The sequence below is a fragment of the Pseudomonas sp. TE3644 genome, from assembly GCF_056278815.1.
The window spans coordinates 6,689,829-6,713,231 of the sequence record NZ_JBWBQF010000001.1 but is presented as its reverse complement, the minus strand read 5'-3'; the positions used below and the strand labels follow the sequence as shown (position 1 = coordinate 6,713,231).

23 protein-coding genes are annotated in these 23,403 nt (G+C 63.1%); 6 read left to right on the top strand and 17 right to left on the bottom strand.

What is annotated here, in order from left to right; all coding sequences use genetic code 11:
* Positions 1–11: 11 nt before the first annotated feature.
* The gene (locus ACZ9GA_RS29880) at positions 12–1,112 is read left to right on the top strand and encodes a phosphoserine transaminase (protein WP_457358650.1); all 1,101 of its coding nucleotides are present in this window, start codon (positions 12–14) and stop codon (positions 1,110–1,112) included.
* Positions 1,113–1,180: 68 nt separating this feature from the next.
* On the opposite strand, the gene ACZ9GA_RS29875 is transcribed toward ACZ9GA_RS29880, so the two are convergent.
* The 3 genes from ACZ9GA_RS29875 to ACZ9GA_RS29865 form a co-directional block, all read right to left on the bottom strand.
* Positions 1,181–1,618 (bottom strand): DUF4399 domain-containing protein, encoded by a 438-nt coding sequence (locus ACZ9GA_RS29875; RefSeq protein ID WP_457358652.1) that lies wholly within the window; start codon positions 1,616–1,618, stop codon positions 1,181–1,183.
* A gap of 176 nt (positions 1,619–1,794) precedes the next feature.
* Complete coding sequence (locus ACZ9GA_RS29870) at positions 1,795–2,277, bottom strand: 2-thiouracil desulfurase family protein (RefSeq protein WP_457358654.1); 483 nt, start codon at positions 2,275–2,277, stop codon at positions 1,795–1,797.
* Position 2,278: 1 nt separating this feature from the next.
* Positions 2,279–2,911 (bottom strand): 2OG-Fe(II) oxygenase, encoded by a 633-nt coding sequence (locus ACZ9GA_RS29865; protein WP_457363622.1) that lies wholly within the window; start codon positions 2,909–2,911, stop codon positions 2,279–2,281.
* Positions 2,912–3,053: 142 nt separating this feature from the next.
* On the opposite strand from ACZ9GA_RS29865, the gene ACZ9GA_RS29860 reads away from it, so the two are divergent.
* Positions 3,054–3,818 carry a DUF2059 domain-containing protein gene (locus ACZ9GA_RS29860; RefSeq protein WP_457358656.1) on the top strand — a complete coding sequence of 255 codons (765 nt, stop codon included), beginning with the start codon at positions 3,054–3,056 and terminating at the stop codon, positions 3,816–3,818.
* Positions 3,819–4,043: 225 nt separating this feature from the next.
* Here the strand turns inward: ACZ9GA_RS29860 and bipL are convergent, their stop codons facing one another.
* Positions 4,044–4,967, bottom strand: a complete 924-nt coding sequence (gene bipL / locus ACZ9GA_RS29855) for a phospholipase BipL (protein ID WP_457358657.1) — start codon at positions 4,965–4,967, stop codon at positions 4,044–4,046.
* Between the two features lie 96 nt (positions 4,968–5,063).
* Here bipL and ACZ9GA_RS29850 point away from each other — a divergent pair, with 96 nt between their 5' ends.
* Both ACZ9GA_RS29850 and ACZ9GA_RS29845 read left to right on the top strand, forming a co-directional pair.
* Positions 5,064–5,642, top strand: a complete 579-nt coding sequence (locus ACZ9GA_RS29850; protein ID WP_457358658.1) for a DUF6436 domain-containing protein — start codon at positions 5,064–5,066, stop codon at positions 5,640–5,642.
* A gap of 16 nt (positions 5,643–5,658) precedes the next feature.
* Positions 5,659–8,016 carry a penicillin acylase family protein gene (locus ACZ9GA_RS29845; RefSeq protein ID WP_457358660.1) on the top strand — a complete coding sequence of 786 codons (2,358 nt, stop codon included), beginning with the start codon at positions 5,659–5,661 and terminating at the stop codon, positions 8,014–8,016.
* A gap of 303 nt (positions 8,017–8,319) precedes the next feature.
* Here the strand turns inward: ACZ9GA_RS29845 and ACZ9GA_RS29840 are convergent, their stop codons facing one another.
* The 7 genes from ACZ9GA_RS29840 to ACZ9GA_RS29810 form a co-directional block, all read right to left on the bottom strand.
* Positions 8,320–9,210, bottom strand: a complete 891-nt coding sequence (locus ACZ9GA_RS29840; RefSeq protein WP_457358662.1) for an ABC transporter permease subunit — start codon at positions 9,208–9,210, stop codon at positions 8,320–8,322.
* The gene (locus tag ACZ9GA_RS29835) at positions 9,207–10,127 is read right to left on the bottom strand and encodes an ABC transporter permease subunit (RefSeq protein ID WP_457358664.1); all 921 of its coding nucleotides are present in this window, start codon (positions 10,125–10,127) and stop codon (positions 9,207–9,209) included. The genes ACZ9GA_RS29840 and ACZ9GA_RS29835 overlap by 4 nt, the downstream gene beginning before the upstream one ends.
* Complete coding sequence (gene potA, locus ACZ9GA_RS29830; protein WP_457358666.1) at positions 10,124–11,266, bottom strand: polyamine ABC transporter ATP-binding protein; 1,143 nt, start codon at positions 11,264–11,266, stop codon at positions 10,124–10,126. The genes ACZ9GA_RS29835 and potA overlap by 4 nt, the downstream gene beginning before the upstream one ends.
* 375 nt (positions 11,267–11,641) lie before the next feature.
* Positions 11,642–12,739: a polyamine ABC transporter substrate-binding protein gene (locus ACZ9GA_RS29825; RefSeq protein ID WP_457358668.1), complete on the bottom strand. Its 1,098-nt coding sequence runs from the start codon at positions 12,737–12,739 to the stop codon at positions 11,642–11,644.
* Positions 12,740–12,886: 147 nt separating this feature from the next.
* Positions 12,887–14,251 carry an aspartate aminotransferase family protein gene (locus ACZ9GA_RS29820; protein WP_457358670.1) on the bottom strand — a complete coding sequence of 455 codons (1,365 nt, stop codon included), beginning with the start codon at positions 14,249–14,251 and terminating at the stop codon, positions 12,887–12,889.
* Between the two features lie 34 nt (positions 14,252–14,285).
* Positions 14,286–15,644: a glutamine synthetase family protein gene (locus ACZ9GA_RS29815; RefSeq protein ID WP_457358672.1), complete on the bottom strand. Its 1,359-nt coding sequence runs from the start codon at positions 15,642–15,644 to the stop codon at positions 14,286–14,288.
* A 13-nt stretch (positions 15,645–15,657) separates the two neighbouring features.
* Positions 15,658–16,437, bottom strand: a complete 780-nt coding sequence (locus tag ACZ9GA_RS29810) for a gamma-glutamyl-gamma-aminobutyrate hydrolase family protein (protein WP_457358673.1) — start codon at positions 16,435–16,437, stop codon at positions 15,658–15,660.
* 277 nt (positions 16,438–16,714) lie between these two features.
* On the opposite strand from ACZ9GA_RS29810, the gene ACZ9GA_RS29805 reads away from it, so the two are divergent.
* Positions 16,715–18,091, top strand: coding sequence for a glutamine synthetase family protein (locus tag ACZ9GA_RS29805; RefSeq protein WP_457358675.1), 1,377 nt, complete (start codon positions 16,715–16,717; stop codon positions 18,089–18,091).
* Positions 18,092–18,288: 197 nt separating this feature from the next.
* On the top strand, positions 18,289–18,927 hold the full coding sequence (locus ACZ9GA_RS29800; RefSeq protein ID WP_457358677.1) for a TetR/AcrR family transcriptional regulator: 639 nt from the start codon (positions 18,289–18,291) through the stop codon (positions 18,925–18,927).
* A gap of 90 nt (positions 18,928–19,017) precedes the next feature.
* Here ACZ9GA_RS29800 and ACZ9GA_RS29795 read toward each other — a convergent pair whose 3' ends face one another.
* The 6 genes from ACZ9GA_RS29795 to ACZ9GA_RS29770 form a co-directional block, all read right to left on the bottom strand.
* On the bottom strand, positions 19,018–20,172 hold the full coding sequence (locus ACZ9GA_RS29795) for a glutathionylspermidine synthase family protein (protein ID WP_457358679.1): 1,155 nt from the start codon (positions 20,170–20,172) through the stop codon (positions 19,018–19,020).
* Positions 20,173–20,179: 7 nt separating this feature from the next.
* Positions 20,180–20,911: a DUF1190 domain-containing protein gene (locus tag ACZ9GA_RS29790; RefSeq protein ID WP_457358681.1), complete on the bottom strand. Its 732-nt coding sequence runs from the start codon at positions 20,909–20,911 to the stop codon at positions 20,180–20,182.
* A 14-nt stretch (positions 20,912–20,925) separates the two neighbouring features.
* Positions 20,926–21,354 carry a DUF350 domain-containing protein gene (locus ACZ9GA_RS29785; RefSeq protein WP_027980100.1) on the bottom strand — a complete coding sequence of 143 codons (429 nt, stop codon included), beginning with the start codon at positions 21,352–21,354 and terminating at the stop codon, positions 20,926–20,928.
* Positions 21,355–21,372: 18 nt separating this feature from the next.
* Entirely contained in the window at positions 21,373–22,023 is a 651-nt protein-coding gene (locus ACZ9GA_RS29780; protein ID WP_457358683.1) for a DUF2491 family protein, read from the bottom strand.
* Positions 22,024–22,575 (bottom strand): rhomboid family intramembrane serine protease, encoded by a 552-nt coding sequence (locus ACZ9GA_RS29775; RefSeq protein ID WP_457358685.1) that lies wholly within the window; start codon positions 22,573–22,575, stop codon positions 22,024–22,026.
* Between the two features lie 118 nt (positions 22,576–22,693).
* Positions 22,694–23,398 carry a PspA/IM30 family protein gene (locus ACZ9GA_RS29770; protein ID WP_457358687.1) on the bottom strand — a complete coding sequence of 235 codons (705 nt, stop codon included), beginning with the start codon at positions 23,396–23,398 and terminating at the stop codon, positions 22,694–22,696.
* Positions 23,399–23,403: the final 5 nt, after the last annotated feature.

The window sequence follows — 23,403 nt, the reverse complement described above, 5'->3', positions numbered from 1 at the left end:
TGACAAGGTCTATGGCAACTAACCCGCGTAATGCCCTGAATTTTTCCGGAGGCCCCGGCGCCTTGCCCGAGACGGTGCTGGCCCAGGTCCAGCAGGCTATCGTGGAAGTCCCGGAGGTCGGCTTGTCGATCCTGGGCATCAGCCACCGCTCCGATTGGTTCGCTGCCGTAGTGGAGGAAGCCGAAAGCAATATCCGCACGTTGCTGGGGTTGCCACAGGACTTCCACGTGCTGTTTCTGCAAGGTGGCGCGACCCAACAGTTTTCCATGGTGCCCATGACCCTGTTGCGCGGCAGCGAGCATCCGGCCGAGTACATCGACTCGGGCTACTGGAGCCGCAAAGTCATTCAGGAAGCCAGGCGTGAAGGGCCGATCAAGACCCTCTGGAGTGGTGAAGCCTGCCGCTACAGCCGCCTGCCTACCGATGACGAGCTTACGTTTTCGGCTGACGCACCCTATCTGCATTATGTCGCCAACGAAACCGTGGAAGGCCTGCAGTTCCACCGGGTGCTGGGCCGTGATGACGTACCGCGCATCTGCGACATGTCGTCGGACTTCCTGTCCAAGCCTTGCGATGCCGACAAGTTCTCGGTGATCTACGCCCATGCGCAGAAAAATATCGGCCCGGCCGGCGTCACCGTGGTGCTGGTGCGCGATGCCGTGGCACGCAAGGCGTCGGATGACTTGCCGTCGTTCCTCAACTACCGCCGTCATATCGAAGCACGCTCCAACCTCAATACCCCGCCGGTGTTCGCCATCTACGTGGTGCTGCTGGTCACGCGCTGGCTGTTAAATGACATCGGTGGCCTGCAGAACATGGCAGGCATCAACCGGCTCAAGGCACAGCAGTTATATTCAGCCTTGGACGAGGCTGAAGGGTTTTACCAGGGCTGGGCAAACAAGGCGGACCGTTCGAACATGAACGTGGCGTTCACGCTGCCCAATGAGCGCCTGCAACAAGCGTTCTTCGAACAAAGCCGGGCCTTGGGCTTTTCCGGGCTTGAAGGCCACCGGGCCATCGGTGGGGTGCGCGCCTCCATCTACAACGCCCTGTCGTTGCCTGCGGTGGAGCAGCTCACGGAGTTCATGCATGACTTCCGCCGGCGTCACTGAGCACAAGCATGAAAAAAGGGGGAGGCTAATCAGCCTCCCCTTTTTGTTGGGCGCCAAACCCGCCGGGGTTACTTGACGGTCACGGTGATCTTCTTCGACTCGACGGCTGGCTTGAACGGTACATGGAAGCGATCACCCAGCAGCAACTGCAGGGTGTGCTTGCCCGGTGCCAGGGTCAGGGTGGTTTCGGTCTGCGCCTTGCCGAAGTGCAGGATGTGGTCGGTGACCGGCAGTGGCTGGTCGGCTGGCGGCTGCTGATCGACGTCCACCAGCAGGTGGTGGTGACCGGTGCCAGGCGTGGCATCGCCAGCCGGGGCCAGCTTCATGCCTTCGATGCCGAATTTCACGGTGAAGGTCTTGTCGACGGTCGCGCCGTCTTCGGGGGAAACGATGAACACCTTGGCACCGGCCGGGGCTTCGACGCTTTTCAGGTCGTCAGCGGTGGCCAGCAGGGAAGCACTCATCAGCAGACCGGCAACGGCGGCGCGGGCAAAAAGAGATTTCATGGTGGTCTCCAGGGAATGTTTCTGGTTTTGTCTGGAGATACCTTAGACCATTTCGCAGCCCTTTAGACCGGGGCTTGCGCAGGTTTCACGTAGCCGCTGCCGCCAGGCTGCGCTGGCCCTCGATTTCACTGAAGATCTCCAGCGGGGCACAGGGCCAGCGCGGCCTGCGGCAGCGGCTACAGGGACTGCAGGGCCTGGGCGGCTTCGGGCAGTTGCAGTTCGCTGAATACTTGTACGCCTTCGCGGCGCAGCAGGGCTGCGGTGACGCCCTCGCCGGTCACTTTGGTGGCGGTGAAGGTGCCGTCGTAGGTCAACAGGTTGCCGCACGACGGGCTGTTGGCCTTGAGCACCGCGATACGGATGCCATGCCGGCGCACTGTTTCCAGCGCCAGCTGGGCGCCGCGCATGAACGCCTCGGTGAAGTCCTCCCCCGCTTCGGTCAGCACCAGTGCCTGGCCGTCGAGCACTTGCACGCCCTGCCCGCCCGGAATCTCTGCCGCAGGGCGCGGGGTAGGCAGGCCACCGGCCACTTCCGGGCACAACCCCACCACGCGCCCTTCGGCCAGCCACACATCAAGCTGATCGAAAGGCCCGCTGGCGCCCCCGTCGTAACGCACGCGGTGGCCCAGCAGGCAGCGGCTGACCAGTATCTTGTGCATATCAGAACGGCTCATTGCCACGGCGGCGGAACCAGCCGGTCAGCGACAGGCGATCACGCAGGGCCGGCAGCACTTCGTGGGGCACCTCGCCCGACAGGAACACCACCAGGCAACCGCCGGTCGGCGCCACGTCGTGTTCGCGGCCCTCTTCGAGGTACATACGCAGATGGCCGCCGTGCTCCGGCTGCCACGCATCGTTCAAATACAGTACGACCGAGACCATACGCTTGTCGTCATCACGGAAGCGGTCCACATGCTTGCGGTAGAACGCACCCGGCGGGTACAGCGCAAAATGGCATTCGAAGTCCTCGAGACCCAGGAACAGCCCACGGTTGAGGGCTTCGCGCAGGCTGTCCATCATCGTCAGGTATTGGTCGCATGGCGCTGACTCGCCAGGTTCCAGCCACTGGATGCGATCACCGCGGATACCCTCGCGGATCTCCTGCGCCGGGCCACGGCCCACGGCGGCAGGCGCCAGCTCGCCCTGGGCGGCGCGCTGGCGGCACTCGGCCGCCAGCTGTGCTGTCAGCGCCTGGGGCAGGAACAGGTCTTGCTGCGACCAGCCGCGCTCGGCCAGGTCGTCGACGATACTTAACAGCAGCGGGTGATCAGAGGATATTTGCATGCCGCGCATAGTATCCATGTGCCCGCGAAACGGACAGAGCCACTTGGCTCCCCAGTTGCAGCACGTCGATTATGTTGCAGGGAGTGATACGAATTCTCGACAAAGCCCCGCCTGGCCAAGGACAATGACGGCCTGCCGACAGGAGTCCCTGATGCGCCGTTTGTTTTTCCTTTTGATCATGTGCTGCGCCCTGCCTGCGTGGGCAGACAGTCACGACCAGTTGTACAAGGTCGCCGGCTGGCCGGAGCAGCGGGCGCATTTCACCGATGCCCTGAAAGCAGCCCAGCAACGCTACCAGAACAGCCTGCCGCCCGCGGTGTTCCAGGCCCTGGTGAACAACAGCGACCAGCGTTTCGCCCCCCAGGCCATGGACCAGCGCGCCGAAGCGCGGCTGCGCCAGACCCTGGCCGACCCCAACCCGGCCCTGGCCTTCTTCCAGTCGCCGCTGGGCCGCAAAGTGGTGGCCGCCGAACTGCTGGCCACCCGCCGCGACCAGCTGGCCAAAAACGCCCAGGGCCTGCCGCACATCGAAGCCAGCGACACCCGCACGCTGATCATCGGCCACCTGTCCCGCGCCCTGCCCGCCCGCGAGGCCGGCGCCGAAGTCAGCCTGGCCATCGCCGGCGTCGCGGCCGACAGCCTCAGCCAGATGATTCCCGGCCTTCTAGGTGGCGACCAGGCGCAGGGCATGCTCGATGGCCAGCGTCAGCGGCTGATGGCGCAGATTGGCGGTGAGCTGGATAACACCCTGCTGTACGTGTACCGCGACCTGTCCGACCCGGAGTTGGAGGAATTTGCCAACTTCGCCGAATCGCCTGAAGGCCAGGCCTACTACCAGGCCGCCCTGGCCGCCGTGCGCGCCAGTCTGGCGGTGGGGCAAAGCACCTCGAGCCTGAACCCGCGCAAGGGTAATTGACTGCGCCCCCGTAGCAGCAGGCACACCGCGCTGGCCATGACGCCGCCTTCGGCAGCTGCTACAGAAGCGGGGTGCACACTGTGGGAGCAAAGCTTGCTCGCGATGCAGGCGACGCGGTTTTTCTGGATTACGGCGTCGATGCCATCGCGAGCAAGCTTTGCTCCCACAGTGTGTACCGCCACAAGACAGTTGCTGCTACAGAGGTCGCGTCATTAGGTGCGGCGGTTACAGTTTTGAATCCACAAACCCGAAGTACCGCTCGCGAATCGGTGCCACTTCATTGGCCAGGTGATGCCGCGCCCCCGGCAACATCAGCACCTGTGGGGCCAGGAACTTGCTCTGCAGCACGCTCAGGTTGTGCTCCCAGTCCACGGTCATGTCATCGTCACCCTGAATGATCAGCGGCGAACGCGGGCAATGGGGTGCGGCTTCGATGCGCGGTATCCAGTTTTTCAACGCGCCGACCCAGGCGGTGGGCAGCCGCACGGGCTGCAACGGGTCGGCCTGCAGGAAGGGCATGAAGTCCGGGTCGTTGGTGTTCTCGCTGAAGCGCCGGGCAATGCCTTTGACGAAGGGGCTGAGCAGGTGATAGCTCAGCTGCGACCAGCGCCAGCCCTTGGGCCGCACCAGCGGCGCCAGCAGGATGCTGTGGCCCTGGGCCGGGCTGTCCAGGCCGTGGTACAGCAGGTGGTCGAGGACAATGGCGCCGCCAGTACTTTGCCCCAGCAGGTGCCAAGGCTTGGGCAGGCCGATGCTGTCAGCCTCCACGAACAAGCCGCGCAAGGCCGCCTGGTAATCGTCGAAGTCATCGATACGCGCGCGCTCGCCACTGGACAAGCCATGCCCCGGCAGGTCAGCCGAGATCACCGCGAAGCCATGGTCCAGCGCCCAGCGGATCACATGCCGGTACAGGCCCATGTGGTCATAGAAGCCATGCAGCAGGAACAAGGTGGCCACCGGCGCAGGCGGCAGCCACACCTGGCTGACTAGCTCGAAGCCAACCGCCTCGAAACGCCCCAGCCAGCTTTCGCACGGCAAGTCGATGCCATAAAAGCGCTGGTAGGCCTGAGCCTCGGCAGTCAGCGGCTGGCGTTGGGCCAGGGGCTTGAGGCCGGCGCGTAGCGCATCCGGCCGGAAGGTTGCGGGCATAAGGTCTCGCAGTCGAAAGCGAATAAACACAAAGCCGATATTCTTCTGTCTGGCCCGGCATGGCAAGCTAGGCGTCCTGCCACGGACCGAGCCTTTATGTCTGCCTCGCGCCGCAAAACCCTTTTTCTCAGCCTGCTGGCCCTGATTTGCGCAGTGACCCTGTGGGTGGCCTACGGCTGGTTCCAGTCGCGCTACATCCGCGCCTTCAGCGAGCACGCCACGCTGTTTGAAGGCGACAGCCTGAAGCTTCCCGACGCCCTGGCCGGCCCCGGCCCCATCCGCCTGGTGCACTTCTGGGACCCGGCCTGCCCCTGCAACGTCGCCAACCAGCAACACCTGGGCGAGCTGCAAGCCACCTTCAGCCCCCAGGGCGTGCAGTTCTATGCTGTACAAAAAACCGGCAGCCACGGCCGACTGCCTGCTGATCTGGACACATTCAAGGCCCTTGCGGCCATAACCGGCAGCGAACACATCCCCGCCAGCCCCGCCGTGGCAATCTGGGACCACCAAGGCCACCTGGCCTATTTCGGCCCTTACAGCGAAGGGGCGACGTGCAATTCGAGCAACAGCTTCATCGAGCCGATCCTGAAAGCGCTGACCGAGGGCCGGCACGTCAATGCCACCCATACCCTGGCCCAGGGTTGCTACTGCCCATGGAATGCCCCCGCACCGTAACGAACAAGGACACCCGATGAAACGCAGCCTCAGCGTCCTCGCCGTGCTCATCGCCGCCGCTGCGGCCGGCGGCGCCTGGTATATCCACGGCAAGCAACCCCAGCGCAGTGGCGACCTCACCCTCCCCCACCTCACCGCCGCCGTCAGCGTGCGCTACGACGACCGTGGCGTGCCGCATATCCAGGCGCAGAACCAGCCCGACCTGTACCGTGCCCTGGGCTATGTGCAGGCCCAGGACCGGCTGTTCCAGATGGAGATCATGCGCCGCCTGGCTCGTGGTGAACTGGCCGAAGTGCTGGGCCCCAACCTGGTAGCCACCGACACCCTGTTCCGCAGCCTGCGCATTCGCGAACAGGCCGAGGTGTACGTGGCCCGGCAGGACAAGCAGTCACCGGCCTGGCAGGCCCTGCAGGCCTACCTGGACGGCATCAACCAATACCAGGCCAGCCACCCGCGCCCCCTCGAGTTCGACGTGCTGGGCATCAAGCCACGCCCATTCACCGCCCAGGACACCTTCAGCGTCGCCGGCTACATGGCCTACAGCTTCGCCGCAGCCTTCCGCACCGAGCCACTGCTGACCTACGTGCGCGACAAGCTAGGCCCCGGCTATCTGAAGATCTTCGATATGGATTGGCACCCGCAAGGCGTGCTGCCCCTGGCCGCCAGCGACTGGAAAAGCCTGGACACCGTCGCCCAGCTCAGCCAGCAGGCCTTGACCCAGGCCGGCCTGCCACAGTACGAGGGCAGCAACGCCTGGGCCATCTCTGGAACGCGCACCGCCAGCGGCAAGCCGCTGCTGGCCGGTGACCCGCACATTGGCTTCTCGGTGCCGGCGGTGTGGTATGAGGCGCAGTTGTCGGCACCCGGCTTCGACCTGTACGGCTACCACCAGCCGCTCAACCCTTTCGCCGCCCTGGGGCAGAACATGGACTTCGGCTGGAGCCTGACCATGTTCCAGAACGACGACCTGGACCTGGTGGCCGAGAAGGTCAACCCGGCAAACGCCAACCAGGTCTGGTACCACGGCCAATGGACCGACCTGCAGGCCAGCACCCAGCAGGTCGCGGTCAAGGGCGAGCAGCCAGTGACTATCACCCTGCGCCGCTCGCCCCACGGCCCCATCATCAACGACGCGCTGGGCAAGGTCGCACCCGCCACGCCGATCGCCATGTGGTGGTCATTCCTGGAATCGGAAAACCCGATCCTGGAAGGCTTCTACGAGGTCAACCGCGCCGATACCCTGGCGAAGATGCGCAGCGCCGCCGCAAAAATCCAGTCGCCCGGCCTGAACCTGATGTGGGCCAACGCCAAGGGCGACATCGGCTGGTGGGCCGCCGCGCAATTGCCCATCCGGCCGGCAGGCGTGCAGCCGCAGTTCATCCTCGACGGCAGCGGTCCGGACGCCGACAAGCTGGGGTTCTACCCGTTCAGCGCCAACCCGCAGGAAGAAAACCCCAGCCGCGGCTTCATTATCTCGGCCAATTTCCAGCCGCTGTCGCCCACCGGCATCGCCATCCCCGGTTACTACAACCTGGCCGATCGCGGCCAGCAGCTGTTCAGCCAGCTGGATGATCCCAGCGTGAAATGGGACGTGCGCAACACCCAGGCGCTGCAGTTGGGCAACCGCACCGGCTACGCCCAGCGCGTGCTCCAGCCATTGCTGCCGGTGCTGCGCGAGGTGGTCCGCGACCCGCAGGAAAAGGCCCTGGTGGAGCAGCTTGGCCAGTGGCACGGCGACTACCCGCTGGATTCCACCAACGCCACGCTGTTCACCCAGTTCCTGTATGAGGTGACCTACGCGGCCATGCACGACAAGCTGGGCGACGCCATGTTCGACACCCTGCTGACCACCCGCGACCTGGACAGCGCCCTGCCGCGGCTGGCAGCCGATGCCGATTCACCATGGTGGGGGCCCGCAGGCCGTGCCGAAACCGTGAAAAAGGCCTGGCGCAACAGCCTGACCCATCTGCAGGCGACGCTGGGAGACGACCGCGCAAAATGGCAATGGGGCAAGGCGCACACCCTCACCCACGGCCATCCGCTGGGCAAACAGCAGCCGCTGGACAAGCTGTTCAACGTCGGCCCGTTCGCCGCGCCAGGCACCCATGAAGTGCCTGACAACCTCTCGGCAAAACTCGGCCCCGCGCCGTGGCACGTCAGCTATGGCCCGTCGACCCGCCGCATCATCGATTTCGCCGACCCGGCGCATGCCTTGACGATCAACCCGGTGGGGCAAAGCGGGGTGTTGTTCGACGCGCATTACAGCGATCAGGCGAAGGATTACATCGAGGGCAAGTACCGGCAGGCGCTGATACAGGAGGGGGATGTGGCGAAGGGGACGATGAGCACGCTGAGATTGGTGCCCGGCGCGTAAGACGCGGCCTTACGGCCGCTGCTACAGGGGCGGTAAACCCTGTAGCAGCAACTGTCTTCATGTGGGAGCGGGCTCTGCCCGCGAAGAGGACGCGGTGGTGCTTCAGATACTTCGCGGTGTTCTTTTCGCGGGTAGAACCCGCTCCCACAGGTGCGGGATCGTGTCAGGATAAATAGCGGTGTCCGCATCGCGACCAAGGTCGGCTCCTACGCTGTCCGTGGTAGGAGCCGGCCTTGGCCGCGATGCAGACGCCGCCGTTGTGTAACAGCTGCCGAAGGCGGCGTCATCAGGCGACGCGCACCATCAGGCCGCAGCTGGCTGCTGCGCGCGGCGCGGATCAGGCTGTTTCCAGCCGTCGGCCGCAGCCTCTTCGATCGCCGCCTGAATGGCGCGCTTGCGGTGCTCTTCGGCACGGCGGGTGAAGAACCATACCAGGAAGGTCACGATCGACACCGACAGCAGGATCAGGCTGGCCACGGCGTTGATCTCCGGCTTCACGCCCAGGCGAACCGCCGAGAACACTTCCATCGGCAGGGTAGTGGAACCCGGGCCCGACACGAAGCTGGCCAGCACCAGGTCGTCCAGCGACAGGGCGAACGACATCATGCCGCCCGCCGCCAGCGATGGCGCGATCATCGGGATGGTGATCAGCATGAACACCTTCCACGGCCGCGCGCCCAGGTCCATGGCTGCTTCTTCGATGGACAGGTCCAGCTCGCGCAGACGGGCCGACACCACCACCGCCACATAGGCGGCGCAGAACGTGGTGTGGGCGATCCAGATGGTGACGATGCCGCGCTCTTCAGGCCAGCCCAGGGACTGGGCCATGGCCACGAACAGCAACAGCAGCGACAGACCGGTGATCACCTCGGGCATTACCAGCGGCGCCGTCACCAGGCCGCCGAACAGCGTACGGCCCTTGAAGCGGGTGACGCGGGTCAGCACGAACGCCGCCAGGGTGCCCAGCGCCACCGCCGCGATGGCGGTGTAGCAGGCGATTTCCAGCGAACGGCCCACCGAGCTCACCAGCTGGGTGTTGTCCAGCAGGCCCACGTACCACTTCACCGACCAGCCGCCCCACACCGTCACCAGCTTTGAGGCGTTGAACGAGTAGATCACCAGGATGACCATGGGCAGGTAGATGAACAGCAGGCCCAGTACCAGCATCAGGTTGGAAAAACTGAAACGCTTCATGCCTTGCCCTCCATCTCTTTGGCCTGACTACGGTTGAAGAGCAGGATCGGCACAATCAGGATCGCCAGCATCACTACCGCCAGGGCCGACGCCACCGGCCAGTCACGGTTGTTGAAGAACTCTTGCCACAACACGCGGCCGATCATCAGGGTTTCCGGGCCACCCAGCAGTTCAGGAATCACGAACTCGCCCACCACCGGGATGAACACCAGCATGCAGCCGGCGATGATGCCGTTCTTGGACAGCGGAATGGTGATTTTCCAGAAGCTGTTGAAGGTGCTCGAACCCAGGTCGGATGCGGCTTCCAGCAGGCTTTCGTCGTGCTTCACCAGGTTGGCGAACAGCGGCAGGATCATGAACGGCAGGTACGAATAGACCACGCCGATATACACCGCCAGGTTGGTGTTGAGGATCTGCAGCGGCTGATCGATCAAGCCAGTCCACATCAGGAAGGCGTTGAGCAGACCGTTGTTGCTGAGAATGCCCATCCACGCATAAACGCGGATCAGGATCGCGGTCCAGGTCGGCATCATGATCAGCAGCAACAGCACCGTCTGGATGTCCTTGCGGGCACGGGCAATGGCGTAGGCCATCGGGTAGCCGATCACCAGGCACAGCAGGGTGCTGAAGAACGCCATTTTCAGCGAGCCCAGGTACGCCGAGATGTACAGGTCGTCGTCGCCCAGCATCGCGTAGTTGCCCAGGTTGAGCAGCAACTGGATCTTCTGGTCGACGAAGGTGTAGATCTGGGTGTACGGCGGGATCGCCACGTCCGCTTCAGCGAAGCTGATCTTCAAGACGATGAAGAACGGCAGCATGAAGAACAGGAACAGCCACAGGAACGGCACGCCAATCACAAACTGGCGGCCGCCGGGCGTTATTCGTTGCAGGGCACGTTTGAGTTTTTTTGTATTCATGAGCGCAGTACCACGCCGCTGTCATCTTCCCACCACACGTACACCTGGTCGTCCCAGGTAGGGCGTGCGCCACGGCGTTCGGCGTTGGCCACGAACGACTGGACCAGCTTGCCGCACGGCAGCTCCACGTAGAACACCGAGTGGCCGCCCAGGTAGGCGATGTCATGGACCTTGCCGCGCGACCAGTTGTACTCGCCAGCAGGCGGCTCGACGGTCACCAGCAGTTTTTCCGGGCGGATGGCGTAGGTGATGCGCTTGTCCTGCACCGAGGTGCTGACGCCGTGGCCCACGTAGATATTGCGCTCCAGCTCCGGGCTGTGGATCAGCGCGTGGCCTTCGGCGTCGTCCACCACTTCGCCTTCGAACAGGTTGACGTTACCAATGAATTCGCACACCAGGCGGCTGGTCGGCGTTTCATAGATATCGATCGGGCTGCCGATCTGGGCAATCCAGCCCAGGTGCATGATGGCGATGCGCTGGGCCATGGTCATGGCCTCTTCCTGGTCGTGGGTTACCATGACGCAGGTCACGCCAACGCGCTCGATGATCTCCACCAGCTCCAGCTGCATTTGCGAACGCAGCTTCTTGTCCAGCGCGCCCATGGGCTCGTCGAGCAGCAGCAGTTTCGGACGCTTGGCCAGCGAACGGGCCAGGGCCACGCGCTGACGCTGGCCACCGGACAGCTGGTGCGGCTTGCGCTTGGCGTACTGGCTCATCTGCACCAGCTTGAGCATCTCGGCCACGCGGGCATCGATCTCGGCAGCCGGGATCTTGTCCTGCTTCAAGCCGAAGGCAATGTTCTGCGCCACGGTCATGTGCGGGAACAAGGCGTAGGACTGGAACATCATGTTGATCGGCCGCTCGTAGGGCGGCATGTCGGTGATGTCCACGCCATCGAGGAAAATACGCCCCTCGGTTGGCCGTTCGAAACCGGCCAGCATGCGCAGCAAGGTGGATTTACCCGAGCCGGAGCCGCCGAGCAGGGCAAAGATCTCGCCCTTGTTGATTTGCAGCGACACGTCATCGACTGCAACCGTCTCGTCGAACTTCTTCGTGACCCGGTCGATTTTGACCAGCACCTGTTTAGGTTGCTGATCGCCCTCGAGGGCTTTCTTATAGGCACCGGAGGCAACTGCCATTACGAAACTCCCAACAAAATTTTTCAGCCCACCCCGGATAGGCGGGCCCTGGATTCTTGCAGCCTGGTCCTTCAGGTCGCCCGCCACAGGGTATTGGCAGGCCTGACCGACTGAATCACGGGACCTGAGCGATCACTTCAGGCGCTTGTGAGACGGCCAACAGTGTCGGCTCCTAAGTACAAATGCATGCTTGAAGGCATGCGCAAACGGTAATGCAGAAAACAAAATGCGGACGGCCGCGTGCCGACCGATTGAAAAACCGGCGCGCAACTTAACAACTGTTACAGCCTTGCAGCAAAAACTATTTCGAAATCAGTTACCTGCGGTACTGCGCCGCGCGTTGCGACGCAGTACCCCAGTAACCTCAAGCTCGGCTTACTTGCCCGATTTGATGGTGGTCCAGGTGCGAGTCAGGATGCGCTGAGTCGCAGCCGGCAGGTCGGCGATGGCGTACAGCTTGGCCAGCACTTCAGCCGGCGGGTAAACGCCTGGGTCGCCCGAGATATCCTTGTTCACCAGCGGGGTCGCGGCGGCGTTGCCGTTCGGGAAGCCCACGGCGTCGGTGATCTCGGCCATCACTTTAGGTTGCAGGATGAAGTTCATGAACTTGTAGGCGCCTTCGACGTTTTCGGCATCTTTGGGGATCGCGACCATGTCGTAGAAGCTGCCTGCACCTTCTTTCGGAATGGCGTAGCTGACGTGCACCTTGTCACCGGCTTCGTGGGCGCGGGCAGCGGCCTGCTTCACGTCACCCGAGTAGCCCACGGCCACGCAGATGTTGCCGTTGGCCAGGTCCGAGATGTACTTGGACGAATGGAAGTAGGCGATCGAAGGACGAATCTTGAGGTACAGATCCTCGGCCTTCTTGATTTCATCCTTGTTTTGGGTGTCGGTCTTGAAGCCCAGGTAGTGCAGCGCGGCCGGAATCATCTCGGTTGGCGAGTCCAGGAAGCTGATGCCACAGCCTTTGAGCTTGGCAGCGTTCTCGGGCTTGAACACCAGGTCCCACGAGTTGACCGGTGCATCGGCGCCCAGGGCAGCCTTGACCTTCTCGGGGTTGTAGCCGATGCCGATGGTGCCCCACATGTACGGGAAGGCGTGGGCGTTGTTCGGGTCGCTGATGGACACGGCCTTGAGCAGGTCCTTGTTCAGGTTGCCGTAGTTGCTCAGCTTGGACTTATCCAGTTCCTGATAAACGCCAGCCTTGATCTGCTTGGCCAGGAAGTTGTTGGACGGCACCACGATGTCGTAGCCCGATTTGCCGGCCAGCAGCTTGGCTTCCAGGGTTTCGTTGCTGTCGAATACGTCGTAGACAACCTTGATCCCCGACTCCTTCTCGAACGCCGCGATGGTATTCGGTGCAATGTAGTCCGACCAGTTGTACACGTGCAGTACTTTGTCGTCCGCGTGAGCAGCACCAGCCACGGCACCCATAAGGGACATGGCGAGGAGGGTCTTGCCAAATATCTTCATGCGTAAGGCTCCAATATTTTTTTTGATTCCGTTGTGTCAGTAGCCGGGGGCAACCGCACCGCCTAGTCTGGCAAGGACCGAGTTGCTGTTTCAATTAAAACAGCAACCTTTTCCTCCCCCCCTGCGAACAACCTCAAAGCCTAGCACTCAGTTGTTCAGCGCTTCCAAAGTCAGGTCCAGGCATTTACGCGCCTTGGTCACCAACTCATCGATCTCCTCATGAGTGATCACCAGCGATGGCGCGATGATCATGGTGTCGCCCACGGCGCGCATGATCAGGCCATTGTCGAAGCAGAAGTTGCGGCACACCATGCCCACACCCTTGCCGTCGTAGCGCTGGCGCGTGGCCTTGTCCTTGACCAGTTCGATGGCCCCCAGCAATCCCAACCCGCGAACTTCGCCCACCAGCGGGTGGTCATTCAGCTCACGCAGACGTTTCTGCAAATACGGTGCCGTTTCTTCACGCACGCGCTCGATAATTTTTTCGTCGCGCAAAATACGGATGTTTTCCAGGCCCACGGCAGCGGCTACCGGGTGGCCGGAATAGGTAAAACCGTGGTTGAAATCGCCGCCCTCGGACAGGGTCTTGGCCACTTCGTCACGCACAATCACGCCGCCCATGGGGATGTAGCCGGAGGTCAGGCCCTTGGCGATGGTCATCAGGTCCGGCGCAAGGCCGTAGTAATCGCTGCCGAACCACTGGCCGGTACGGCCAAAGCCGCAGATCACTTCGTCGGCCACGAACAGGATGTCGTACTTGGCCAGGATCTCTTTCACCCGTGGCCAGTAGGTTTCTGGCGGAATGATCACGCCACCGGCACCCTGGATCGGCTCGGCAATGAAGGCGCCGACGGTGTCCACGCCCAGCTCCAGAATCTTTTTCTCCAACTGGTCGGCCGCCCACACGCCGAACTCGTCCTGGCTCATGTCGCCGCCTTCGCCAAACCAGTACGGCTGGGCAATGTGGACGATGCCGGGAATCGGCAGGTCGCCCTGCTCGTGCATGCCCACCATGCCGCCCAGGCTGGCGCCGGCCACGGTGGAGCCGTGGTAGCCGTTGATGCGGCTAATGATCACCTTTTTCTCGGGCTTGCCCTTCAGCGCCCAGTAATGGCGGACCATGCGCAGCACGGTGTCGTTGCCTTCGGAGCCGGAGCCGGTGAAGAACACGTGGGTCATGCCTTCGGGGGCCACGTCGCTGACTGCCTTGGCCAACTCCAGCGCCGGTGGGTGGGCGGTCTGGAAGAACAGGTTGTAGTACGGCAGCTCGCGCATCTGCTTGGCGGCCACATCGGCCAGCTCGTCACGGCCGTAGCCCACGGCCACGCACCACAGGCCGGCCATGCCGTCGAGGATCTTGTTGCCTTCGCTGTCCCACAGGTGCACGCCCTTCGCCTTGGTGATGATGCGCGGGCCTTTCGCCTTGAGCTGGTTGTAGTCGCTGAACGGCGCCAGGTGGTGCTCGCCGCTCAGGGCCTGCCACGCTTGGGTTTGCGAATTCTTGTTGCTCATTGCCTTCTCCTCATCGGGGCGCGCCCCGGGTTGATCACACCGCGAACAGCAGGAATTCACGTTCCCATGAGCTGATGACGCGCTTGAAGTTCTCATGCTCCGCACGCTTGACCGCGACGTAGCCGATGATGAATTTACTGCCCAGGTACTGCTCTACCGTCTTGCAGTTTTCCATGCGTTCCAGGGCGTCTTCGAGGGTCAGCGGCAGGCGCAGGTTGCGGCGCTCGTAGCCGCGGCCCTGCACCGGCGCGCTGGGCTCGATGCCCTCGACCATGCCGATGTAGCCGCACAGCAGGCTGGCGGCGATGGCCAGATAGGGGTTGGCGTCGGCGCCCGGCAGGCGGTTTTCGACACGGCGGTTCTGTGGGCCGGCATCGGGCACGCGCAGGCCGACGGTGCGGTTCTCCTCGCCCCATTCCACGTTCACCGGCGCCGAGGTGTCAGGCAGGAAGCGGCGGAACGAATTGACGTTGGGCGCGAACAGCGGCAACAGCTCGGGGATGAACTTCTGCAAGCCGCCCACATGGTTGAGGAACAGCTGGCTCATGCTGCCGTCTTCATTGGAGAAGATGTTCTTGCCGGTCTCCATGTCGACAATGCTCTGGTGCAGGTGCATGGCGCTGCCGGGCTCGCCGGTCATGGGCTTGGCCATGAAGGTGGCGGCCACGTTGTGCTTGAGCGCCGCCTCGCGCATGGTGCGCTTGAACACCAGGATCTGGTCGGCCAGGTGCAAGGCGTTGCCGTGACGGAAGTTGATCTCCATCTGCGCCGTGCCGTCTTCATGAATGAGGGTATCGAGGTCCAGGTTCTGCAGCTCGCACCAGTCGTAGACGTCCTCGAACAGCGGGTCGAATTCGTTCGCCGCTTCAATAGAGAACGACTGGCGACCGGTCTCCGGGCGGCCCGAGCGGCCCACGGGCGCTTGCAGCGGGAAGTCCGGGTCTTCGCAGCGCTTGGTCAGGTAGAACTCCATCTCCGGCGCCACGATGGGCTGCCAGCCCTTGTCGGTGTACAGCTTGAGCACCTTCTTGAGCACGTTGCGCGGCGACAGCTCGATCGGGTTGCCCTGCTTGTCATAGGTGTCGTGGATCACCTGCGCGGTAGGCTCAATGGCCCAAGGCACCAGGAATACGGCGCTTTCGTCGGGGCGGCAGATCATGTCGATGTCGGCCGGGTCCAGCAGCTCGTAGTAGATGTCGTCTTCCACGTAGTCGCCGGTAACGGTTTGCAACAAAACACTTTCCGGCAAGCGCATGCCCTTTTCGGCGATGAACTTGTTGGTGGGCGAGATCTTGCCGCGGGTGATGCCGGTGAGGTCGGCAATCAGGCATTCGACTTCGGTGATCTTGTGTTCTTTCAGCCAATCGGTGAGCTGGTCGAGACTGGTACGCATGACTACCTCGGGGCTATTGGGCACTACGGGCCGCAGCGGCGTCGCGTTGCGCCGCGCGCTGCCGGCAGGCCTGGCCGAAGGCCTGGAAAATGGCCAGGTAGTGCGGGTTATCCAGCACTTGCCATTCAGGATGCCATTGCAAGCCTAGTGCAAAACCCCGGCCTGCCTCGACCGACACCGCCTCCACCAGGCCATCGGGGGCCACGGCTTCCACCCGCAAACCCGGGGCCACGCGGTCGATACCCTGGCCATGGATGGAGTTGACCTGGATCTGCGCCGGCAGGCCGATGGCTTGCAGAACGCCGCCAGGCTGGACAGCCAGGGCATGGCGCAGGGCATACTGGACCTCGACCGGCTGGTCCTTGGGCTCGCGATGGTCCATGAAGGTTCCGGTTTCGTGCACCTGCTGATGCAACGAACCGCCCAGGGCCACATTGAGCTCCTGAAAACCGCGGCAAATGCCCAAAACCGGCACGCCAGCCGCCACGGCGGCGCGAATCAGGGGTAGAGTAGTAGCATCACGGGCAGGATCATGCGCGGTGCCCGGTGCACTGTCGGAGCCGGCGTAATGACGCGGCTCGACGTTGGAAGGTGAACCGGTAAAGAGGATGCCATCCAGACCGTCAAGTATTTGGGTCGGCTGGAACAGTTCGCCAAGCGCAGGGATGATCATCGGCAAGCCTTCGGCGGCCACGGCGACTGCGCGGACGTATTTGTCACCACACGTATGGCTGGCATGCAAACCGACCGGTTTTATGCAGGCGGTGACGCCGATTGTCGGCAGGCGTGACATGAGATCCCCCGGTATTATTGGCGTTATGGGTTGTGACCGAGCTTAGCGTTGTTCATTTTTTTTCACAACACCCCCGTAAAAAATACAACACGCCCCACCGAACAATTCATTTGAGGGCCTCTGGAAACAGAAAAATCGCCCCAAAATGCTGCAAAAATAGCTTCAAGGCGCCAATTCAGGGCAAACCGGGCCTCGCTTGACTTCAGGATGGCTTTCCGATTGACTGAAACAGCAAAAGCCCAATGATTGATATTTTTAACAACAAAGGTGTTGCATCATGTCGGTACCCCCGCGTGCCGTTCAGCTCAACGAAGCGAACGCATTCCTTAAGGAACATCCTGAGGTTCTGTACGTCGACCTTCTGATTGCAGATATGAATGGTGTGGTGCGCGGCAAGCGCATCGAACGCACCAGCCTCCACAAGGTTTACGAGAAAGGCATTAACCTGCCTGCCTCCCTTTTCGCCCTGGACATCAATGGCTCGACAGTGGAAAGCACTGGCCTGGGCCTGGACATCGGCGACGCAGACCGCATCTGCTATCCGATCCCCGATACCCTCTCCAACGAGCCTTGGCAGAAGCGCCCTACCGCGCAACTGTTGATGACCATGCACGAACTGGAAGGCGAGCCATTCTTCGCCGACCCGCGTGAAGTGCTGCGCCAGGTAGTGTCCAAGTTCGACGAACTGGGCCTGACCATCTGCGCCGCGTTCGAACTTGAGTTCTACCTGATCGACCAGGAAAACGTGAACGGCCGTCCGCAGCCGCCACGCTCGCCTATCTCCGGTAAACGTCCGCACTCGACCCAGGTTTACCTGATCGACGACCTGGACGAATACGTGGACTGCCTCCAGGACATCCTGGAAGGTGCCAAGGAGCAAGGCATCCCGGCCGACGCCATCGTCAAGGAAAGTGCCCCGGCGCAGTTCGAAGTGAACCTGCACCACGTGGCCGACCCGATCAAGGCCTGCGACTACGCGGTACTGCTCAAGCGCCTGATCAAGAACATCGCCTACGACCATGAGATGGACACCACCTTCATGGCCAAGCCCTACCCGGGCCAGGCGGGCAACGGTCTGCACGTGCACATCTCGATCCTGGACAAGGACGGCAAGAATATCTTCACCAGTGAGGATCCCGAGCAGAACGCCGCGCTGCGTCACGCGATCGGCGGTGTGCTCGAGACCCTACCAGCGTCGATGGCGTTCCTGTGCCCGAACGTCAACTCGTACCGCCGGTTTGGTGCTCAGTTCTACGTGCCTAACTCCCCGTGCTGGGGCCTGGACAACCGCACTGTGGCCCTGCGCGTGCCTACCGGTACACCGGACGCCGTGCGCATCGAACACCGCGTGGCCGGTGCCGACGCCAACCCATACCTGCTGATGGCTGCCGTGCTGGCGGGCGTGCACCACGGCCTGACCAACAAGGTCGAGCCCAACGAGCCGGTGGAAGGCAACTCGTACGAGCAGAACGAGCAGAGCCTGCCGAACAACCTGCGCGATGCACTGCGCGAGCTGGACGACAGCGAGATCCTGGCGCGGTATATCGATCCCAAGTACATCGATATCTTCGTGGCGTGCAAGGAGAGCGAGCTGGAGGAGTTTGAACACTCCATCTCCGACCTTGAGTACAACTGGTATCTGCATACGGTTTGATGGCTGGGCGCTGTAAAAAAAACCGCAGCCTCCCCAACGGGGAGCTGCGGTTTTTTCGTTTATCGGCGGCGCCTGCTTCCCGAGCTTCGCCCGGTCCCACAGTGGGGATGTGGTTCCATTGTGGGACCGGGCGAAGCTCGGGAAGCAGACACCGCAAACCCCACCCCCTACAATGCGCGCCTGACCCGGAGAAGCCCATGACCCGCACCGCCACGCCCCGCAAACCCCGCGCCCGCAGCCAGGCCCGGATCGACTCGATTCTCGAGGCGGCGCGTGCCCTGCTGGCCAGCGAAGGGGTGGGCAGTCTGTCGATCTACAGCGTGGCCGAGCGCGCCGAGATCCCGCCGTCGTCGGTGTACCACTTCTTCGCCAGCGTACCCGCCCTGCTCGAAGCCCTCACCGCCGACGTGCACGCCGCCTTCCGCGCCTGCCTGCAAGCGCCGGTGGACCACGCCAGCCTGCGCAGCTGGCACGACCTGTCGCGCATCCTGGAAGAGCGCATGCTGGTGATCTACAGCGAAGACGCCGCCGCCCGCCAGCTGATCCTGGCGCAGCACGGCCTGGCCGAAGTGACCCAGGCGGATCGTCAGCATGACCTTGAACTGGGGGTGTTGATGCATCAAGTGTTCGACCGGCACTTCCAACTGCCTGCCCTGCCGGATGATGTGGATGTGTTTGCCCTGGCCATGGAGCTGGGCGACCGGGTGTACGCGCGCTCGGTGCAGCTGCATGGGCTGATCAGCCCGCGGCTGGCGGAGGAAGGGATGCGGGTGTTTGATGCGTATGTGGGGCTGTATCTGCCGCCGTTTCTGCCTAAACGCGTACTCAAACCGTAGCCGCTGCCGCCAGGCTGCGCTGGCCCTGTGCCCCACTGGAAATCCTCAGGGTTCACACCGGCCAGCGCAGCCTGCGGCAGCGGCTACAGGTTAGTCGAGAATCAAATGCGGCAAGAACCTGCTGGTATCCTTGGTGATCAAGCTGTCATCTTCGCGAATCCCGATGCCCGCCGCACGGTCGCCAATCACCCACGACCCCACCAGCGTATAGCTGTCGCCAAACCTGGGCAGCGGCGCCAGCTGCTGCAAAATGTAGGGCGCGTCATCGTACGGCCCTTCCACCACGTGCAGTTGATCATCCGCCGTACGCAACTCGATATTCGCCCCCTCGCGGGAGAAATACGGCTTGCGTACCCAGCCCTTCGGCACCGCCGAACGCGGGTTGCTGTCCTGGTGGCTTTCCAGCAAGTTGGGGTGGCCTTTGTGCGCCTCCCACAGCATCGGCAGGATGCCCTTGTTGGACAGGATCGCCTTCCACGCCGGCTCGATGAACTGCGTGTCGCACTGGGCGATGGCCGCGCCGAACGGCTCATGGAAGATGAACTCCCAGGCGTGCAGCTTGAACAGGTGCGGTATCCAGCGATCCTCCAGGTCGACGAAGCGGCCGTCCAGCAGGCCGATGTCTTCCAGGTCGATGTGCCGTGATTCGATGCCGACTTTCTCGGCGATCAGGCGCAGGTAATCGGTGGTGGCCTTGTCTTCTACCGAGCCTTTGATAGAGGCGAAGTAGAACGGCCGCTGGATGTTCAACGCAGCGAAGGCTTCGTGCAGGCGGGTGTCGATGCTATTGAACTGGTCGACCCCGGCAGGCAGCAGGCCGCGCTCGAGGCACTGCTCCAGCCAGCCCCACTGGAAGGCCGAAGCCTCGTAGAGGCTGGTGGGCGTGTCGTAGTTCAGTTCCAGCAGCTTGGCCGGGCCAGTACCGTCGTAGGAGAAGTCCATGCGCCCGTACAGGTGCGGATGGCCTTCCAGCCACGAGGTGCGCACCAGGTCGTGAAAGGCGGCGGGGATGGCCAGGCGTTCCAGTTGCTCCTCGCTGTGCACCACCTGGCCGACCAGGTCCATGCACATATCGTGGAGTTCCTGGGTCGGGTCTTCCAGGTCGTCCTCGATCTGCTTGAGGCTGAACTGGTAGTAGGCGCTTTCATCCCAGTAGGGCTCGCCATCGATGGTGTGGAACATGAAGCCCAACTGCTCGGCCGTCTGTTTCCAGTCGGGGCGTTCGGCGATGGCGATTTTCTTCATGCCGCCCTCACCCGCCGAAACTGCTGCGCGACGAGGACGAGCCGCCCCAGCCGCTGCGTGCCGTGGCCGAACTGCCGAAGCCCCCGCGCGTGGTGGCCTGGCGCACCGACACCGGGTTGGCGTTGGTGCGACCGAAGCTGCCACTGCTGTAGCCATTGCCCGACTCGCTCTGGCGCGAGCGCGAGAAAGTGGCACCGCTGTTGATGCGCGAGCCCAGGGTGGAGCTGGAGTAATTGCCGCGGTCATCACGGTACTGATACACCGGCGCCGACCTGAAGTTGCCGGTGCTGCTGCTCAGCATGTGGCCGATCAGCAGGCCCGTGAGCAGGCCGTTGCTGTTGAAGCCGCCACCGCTGCTTTCACCGCCGCTGCGCGCCACTTCGGCTTTGGCCGCATCCAGCTGGCCCTGGGTAACGGTGCCATCAGCGTCCATCTCGAAGCCGCCCAGCTGGGGCATGTACTTGCCCGCCGAATCGACCTGGCAGTAGTCCGGTACAAAGTCGGCTTCGCAGTCGGCCTTGTTGTCGTACACCGGGGCAATCTTGCGGTGCTGGTTGAGCGCGGCGATGTAGGCGTCGGAGCACACGTCCACGGGAAACCTCTGCGCGGTGCACTCGGCCACTGTCTTGAAATCGAAGGTCTTCTTGACCTGGTAAGTCTTCTCCGGCGCACCACAGCCGGCCACCGCCAGCGCCACCGAGGCGGCCAGCGACAGTTGTACGTACTTGCTTCGTTTCATCCCTGGCTCCGCGATCAGTTGGTGTTGGGCGTCATGCAGGCGGCATTGAGCATGCCCACGCTGATCGCCACCGCTGCCACATAGATGCCCGTGGCCAGCTCGCCGCGCTGGATACGCGCCGACACGCCCTTGAGCACAAGGCTCACGGCCAGGAACGCCAGCAGTTGCACCACGCCTGCGATCAAGGCCCACACCACGAAATCCAGCAGGCTGATGGAGTAGGCAATCACGTTGCTGGCCGGGATGGCGAAGCCGATGATCGCGCCGCCCAGGGCGATGGCCGCGGCGACGTTACCCTCGCGGATCAGCTCGAATTCCTTGTGCGGGGTCATGCGCGTGTAGATGAACTGGAACAGCGCGAGGAAAATCGCCGCGCCCAGCAGGTAGATCAGGAAACCCAGCACCGCGGTGGGGTTCAGCGAAATCGAGAGTGCGTCTAGCATGGCATGTCCTTATGGGGGTCAGAGGATGTGCAGGTCGGTGGAGTACAGCGAAATGCCCAGCGAGGCGCTGAGGCTGACGGTGCCCTCCTCGTCCTGCTCCACCGAGAACAGCAGAAACTCGCGGCGGTCGGTGAGGCCGGTTTCACGCGCATACAGCATCGCCCGATGCTCAACCACGTAGGATTCGTTGGGGTTGGCCACGCGCTCGCGCAGGTCCACCAGCTCGGTCTGGCCGGCTTCGGTGCCCCAGACGCGGGTGTACTGCACACCGTCAAGGGTGTAGGTGGGCGGGCCGATGTCGCTGGTAGGGCCGGCCAGACGCTGCAGCTCGGCCGTGCTGCTGATGGTGGCGTAGCGCAGGTAGTTGAATAGGATCACCGATTCCACCTGGCCGTCCTGGTCACCGCTGGTGTGCACCTGCAGCCAGTAGTCTTCGTCGTCCATGTAGTAGCGGCTCAGCCACTGGGACTGGCCCAGCTCGACGCTGCCCACGCTCCAGATCTGCTGGGTACCGGGGATGGCGACCCGGGTGTGGCCGTCGAGCAGCAGCTTGAGCGTGCTGTCGAAGCTCACCGACCGGCCCTGGGCCAAGCCCAGCGCGCCTTCGACGGGGGCCTGCGGTTTGGCGGCAGGCGCCTCCAGCCCCATGATTTGCTTGAACCAACCCATTTATCGAACTCCTTCTTCTTTGCGCAAAAGCATCCGTGCTGCCATCAGCCCCGCCACCGCACCGGCGATATGGGACTCGAACGAGACGCCATAGCGTGGCAGAAAACCGAATATCAGCCCACCGTACAGCACCAGGGCCGCCACGGCGCAGAACAGATTGGCCCAGCTGTGATGGAACCAGGCCCGGGCCAGCACGTACACCCACAAACCAAGTACCCAGCCGCTGGCGCCTACATGGTAGTAGCCACGGCCGAACAGCCACACCAGCAGGCCGCCGATGACGACGATTAGCGCGCTGGCGGTGAGGAAACGGCGGATGCCGTCCTTGGCCACCAACGCGCCCAGCACCACGAACGGCACCAGATTGCCCAGCAGGTGCCAGATGGAACCATGCAGGAACGGCGCGCTGACAATGCCCAGCAGGCCATGGGCCGAACGGGGCAGCAGGCCATAGGTGTTGAGGCTATAGCCCGACAGCAGGTTGAGCACCTGCACCACGCACATCACCCCGGCTAGCCAGAGTACGGGTTTGAAATCCTTGGCGGCGATCACAAGCGTTTCCTGGCGTGGCTGTAGCCGCTGCCGCAGGCTGCGCTGGCCCGCAACCACACTGGAGATTTTCAGTGCACTTGAGGGCCAGCGCAGCCTGGCGGCAGCGGCTACAGAAGGGTTACTGGCCGGCCTGCTGCTTGCGCAGGCGCTCCAGGATGGCGTCGGCGCTGCCGGTGTCCGGCACGATGCCGGCTTCCTTGAGCTTGCGCTCCAGGTCGTTGCCGGTAGAAGCATCGGCCAGTTGGTCCTGGGCTTCCAGCTCGGCAGCGCGCTGCTCCTGCTTGGCCTGCAGGCGGTTCAAGGTGCCCACCGCAGTCTCCAGCTTGCCATTGGCACCGCCGCTGGCGATGGAGGCGCTGACCTGGGCCTTCTGCACGCTTTCACGGGCCTTGGCCACGTCCACCTGCTGGCGCAGGCTTTTGATGCGCGCTTCAGCCTTTGTGATGTCCTTGCGCATTTTCTCGACGTAGCCGCCGAACTCGACAACCTGCTTGTGCTCGGTCTCGCGCTCGTTGACCTGCACGGCAATGGCCTCGGCCACTTCGTGGGCCAGGTCGTTGCGCTCGGCCTTCATGGCGGCCAGGGCCTTGGTTTCCAGGTCACTGATGCGGGCGTCGTACTGGGCCACGCGGTCAGTGGCCAGCTTGTGCTTGGCCATGATGGTCACCAGCTCGCGCTTGGCGTTGGCCAGCGCGGTGTCGGCGTCGCGGATCTCCTGATCGAGGATGCGCAGGGCCTGGTGGTCGACGATGGTCTCGCCGACTTCGCTGGCACCGCCGCGCAGCGCCGTGAACAACTTGCTCCAGATGGATTGATTACTCATGTCGT

Bases quoted from the DNA above. Each gene is read 5' to 3' on its own strand.
- ACZ9GA_RS29880 (WP_457358650.1), top strand. From the start codon at position 12: ATGGCAACTAACCCGCGTAATGCCCTGAATTTTTCCGGAGGCCCCGGC.
- ACZ9GA_RS29875 (WP_457358652.1), bottom strand. From the start codon at position 1,618: ATGAAATCTCTTTTTGCCCGCGCCGCCGTTGCCGGTCTGCTGATGAGT.
- ACZ9GA_RS29870 (WP_457358654.1), bottom strand. From the start codon at position 2,277: ATGCACAAGATACTGGTCAGCCGCTGCCTGCTGGGCCACCGCGTGCGT.
- ACZ9GA_RS29865 (WP_457363622.1), bottom strand. From the start codon at position 2,911: ATGCGCGGCATGCAAATATCCTCTGATCACCCGCTGCTGTTAAGTATC.
- ACZ9GA_RS29860 (WP_457358656.1), top strand. From the start codon at position 3,054: ATGCGCCGTTTGTTTTTCCTTTTGATCATGTGCTGCGCCCTGCCTGCG.
- bipL (WP_457358657.1), bottom strand. From the start codon at position 4,967: ATGCCCGCAACCTTCCGGCCGGATGCGCTACGCGCCGGCCTCAAGCCC.
- ACZ9GA_RS29850 (WP_457358658.1), top strand. From the start codon at position 5,064: ATGTCTGCCTCGCGCCGCAAAACCCTTTTTCTCAGCCTGCTGGCCCTG.
- ACZ9GA_RS29845 (WP_457358660.1), top strand. From the start codon at position 5,659: ATGAAACGCAGCCTCAGCGTCCTCGCCGTGCTCATCGCCGCCGCTGCG.
- ACZ9GA_RS29840 (WP_457358662.1), bottom strand. From the start codon at position 9,210: ATGAAGCGTTTCAGTTTTTCCAACCTGATGCTGGTACTGGGCCTGCTG.
- ACZ9GA_RS29835 (WP_457358664.1), bottom strand. From the start codon at position 10,127: ATGAATACAAAAAAACTCAAACGTGCCCTGCAACGAATAACGCCCGGC.
- potA (WP_457358666.1), bottom strand. From the start codon at position 11,266: ATGGCAGTTGCCTCCGGTGCCTATAAGAAAGCCCTCGAGGGCGATCAG.
- ACZ9GA_RS29825 (WP_457358668.1), bottom strand. From the start codon at position 12,739: ATGAAGATATTTGGCAAGACCCTCCTCGCCATGTCCCTTATGGGTGCC.
- ACZ9GA_RS29820 (WP_457358670.1), bottom strand. From the start codon at position 14,251: ATGAGCAACAAGAATTCGCAAACCCAAGCGTGGCAGGCCCTGAGCGGC.
- ACZ9GA_RS29815 (WP_457358672.1), bottom strand. From the start codon at position 15,644: ATGCGTACCAGTCTCGACCAGCTCACCGATTGGCTGAAAGAACACAAG.
- ACZ9GA_RS29810 (WP_457358673.1), bottom strand. From the start codon at position 16,437: ATGTCACGCCTGCCGACAATCGGCGTCACCGCCTGCATAAAACCGGTC.
- ACZ9GA_RS29805 (WP_457358675.1), top strand. From the start codon at position 16,715: ATGTCGGTACCCCCGCGTGCCGTTCAGCTCAACGAAGCGAACGCATTC.
- ACZ9GA_RS29800 (WP_457358677.1), top strand. From the start codon at position 18,289: ATGACCCGCACCGCCACGCCCCGCAAACCCCGCGCCCGCAGCCAGGCC.
- ACZ9GA_RS29795 (WP_457358679.1), bottom strand. From the start codon at position 20,172: ATGAAGAAAATCGCCATCGCCGAACGCCCCGACTGGAAACAGACGGCC.
- ACZ9GA_RS29790 (WP_457358681.1), bottom strand. From the start codon at position 20,911: ATGAAACGAAGCAAGTACGTACAACTGTCGCTGGCCGCCTCGGTGGCG.
- ACZ9GA_RS29785 (WP_027980100.1), bottom strand. From the start codon at position 21,354: ATGCTAGACGCACTCTCGATTTCGCTGAACCCCACCGCGGTGCTGGGT.
- ACZ9GA_RS29780 (WP_457358683.1), bottom strand. From the start codon at position 22,023: ATGGGTTGGTTCAAGCAAATCATGGGGCTGGAGGCGCCTGCCGCCAAA.
- ACZ9GA_RS29770 (WP_457358687.1), bottom strand. From the start codon at position 23,398: ATGAGTAATCAATCCATCTGGAGCAAGTTGTTCACGGCGCTGCGCGGC.